Here is a 1,175-nt window from a genome sequence, read left to right as displayed (position 1 = left end):
CTGCCACCTCCGCCTCCTCCTCCCACGGTCAGCGAGTACTGCGAGCCCACTTCGGTGCTTTGCTTGCTGCCGACCTTGACCTGGCGATCCTGCCCCACGGTGAGGCTCTGGTTCATGCCCACATGGGTCTGCATGGCCACGCCGATGTTTTCCATGTAGTTGACGCCGATGTTCATCATCTTCATCCCACCCACGTTCTGCATGTAGGCCATGCCTATGGTCTGGGTCTTGAGCAGGCCGACCGTGACGTGCCAGTTCTGGCCTATCTTGTCGGTCTCGGTCTTGCCGATGGTCTTGCTGCGGTTCTTGCCGATGGAGATGTTCTCGTCGATGCCGACATCCTCGTTGCGGTTGTCGCCGATGCTGATCTTCTCGTCGTGGTCCACCCGCTCCGTGCGGTTGTTGTGCACGGTGATGGTCTCGTCGCGGTCCACGGTCTCGGTGCGGTCGCGGTGGATGACGCTGGTCTCGTCCCGGTCGATGGTCTTGCGCCGGTCGTTGCCCACCCATTTGTCCTCGTCGTTCTCGACTTCGGTGAGCTGGTCCTTTTGCGCATGCAGCCACAGCTGTTCGGCGCCCGCCTTGTCCTCGAAGCGGATGGCGTTGGCGTCGCCCTGGCCGTTCTTCATGCCTGACCCCGGGTTGCCATCCTTGCTCGATCGGGTCTTGATGCCCGATTGCGTGGCATTGGCCGGCAGCGCCCAGGGCGGCATGTTGGCCGCGTTGTAGACGCAGCCCGTGACCAGCGGATAGTCGGGGTCGCCATTGAGGAAGTCCACCACCACCTCATGCCCTATGCGGGGGATCGAGATGGCGCCAAAGCCCGGGCCTGCCCAGTTGGTGGCCACGCGGATCCAGCAGCTGGAGTTCTGGTCCTTGCTGCCCAGCCGGTCCCAGTGGAACTGCACCTTGATGCGGCCGTATTCGTCGGTCCAGATTTCTTCTCCGGCCGGACCCACGACGACGGCAGTCTGCGGGCCCGTGGTGCGCGGCTTGGGCGTGGTGCGCGGCGGCGTGAAGGCCAGGCTGGTGGGCTGGGCCTGCAGCTCGTAGCGCTGGAAGGAGCCGTCTTCGGCGGCGCTGCCCTTGGCGCCCGGGGCGACGGCGCTGACGCGGGGATTCTCCTTGAGGTGGTAGCTCAGGCCCGTGATCAGGTACTGCCGGTTCTGGTCGCC

The 1,175-nt window shown here is 64.8% G+C and carries 1 protein-coding gene; it reads right to left on the bottom strand.

Annotation, left to right across the window (positions count from 1 at the left end; all coding sequences use genetic code 11):
• Nucleotides 1-1,175 (bottom strand): type VI secretion system Vgr family protein (locus ACF8LI_RS22495; RefSeq protein ID WP_392429832.1); only part of this gene is annotated, 1,175 nt, incomplete at both ends.

This window comes from Delftia sp. WSY_12, from assembly GCF_043104645.1.
Lineage (GTDB): Bacteria > Pseudomonadota > Gammaproteobacteria > Burkholderiales > Burkholderiaceae_C > Comamonas > Comamonas tsuruhatensis.
The sequence above is the reverse complement of the archived record's forward strand: the minus strand, read 5'-3'. Positions and strand labels throughout refer to the sequence as shown.